Source organism: Helicobacter sp., from assembly GCF_029067145.1.
Taxonomy (GTDB): Bacteria; Campylobacterota; Campylobacteria; order Campylobacterales; family Helicobacteraceae; genus Helicobacter_D.
On record NZ_JAIEFA010000060.1, the window covers coordinates 5,846 to 6,650 of the forward strand.

The 805-nt window shown below is 36.1% G+C and carries 1 pseudogene; it reads left to right on the forward strand.

Annotated elements, in window-relative coordinates:
* A pseudogene (locus tag K2N75_RS06230) lies at positions 1-805 on the forward strand (hypothetical protein); the annotation flags it as partial.

Genomic DNA, 805 nt, shown 5'->3' on the forward strand with positions numbered 1-805 from the left:
CCCCCCCCCCCCCCCCCCCCCCCCCCCCCCCCCCCCCCCCCCCCCCCCAATAAGCAAAATGTAAGCTTAAAGCTATTTTATTTTCCTGCACTCCTTTTCCAACTCTTTAAAACATTCCAACTTCACAAGAAACAAAAACGCAAATATGCTGAAATCATAGAAATTTTTCCTTCCCTTAAATATCCTCCCTTAGAATCTTGCAAAGATTACAAGGAATCCTTATCCTACAAATACCATTTAGCCTATCTTTTAGGAGAAGCACTCTTGCAAACTCATAAAACTTGGTATAAGGGAAGTTATTTTGGCTTCAACCAAGAGATAAAAAAGATAAAGGAGAAATACAAAGAAATTGCATATATCAAAAAAGAATTAAAAGCTTTTAATGTAAAAGGGATAGATTATTGTTTTCTAGCAAATTTCAGCTCCAAAATCTATTCTCTTTTGCAAGAGAATAATAAACCACTTCTCCAAACATTATTTTTAAATTTTTCCTTTTTTATGCAATATCCTAATGAAATCTTAGAATGGCTAAATTCTCAAGAATTTAAAGAACAATATTCAAACAAAAACCACTCTTATCCTCCTTTGCTAAATCCCAATCAACTCACCAAAGATTCCAAAAATCCTTACCCTAATCTAAGCTATGAGAGCATATCACCTGAACTTGCTTGGGATTTGAATCTGCCATTGCCTCCGTATTATGGGTTTATCTATTGGGGAAGCCACGGGAGTGGAAACACGGGTTTAGCAACATTCTTAAGATATTGTGGAATCTTTGAGTGTTATTATGAGCCAAATATAGAAG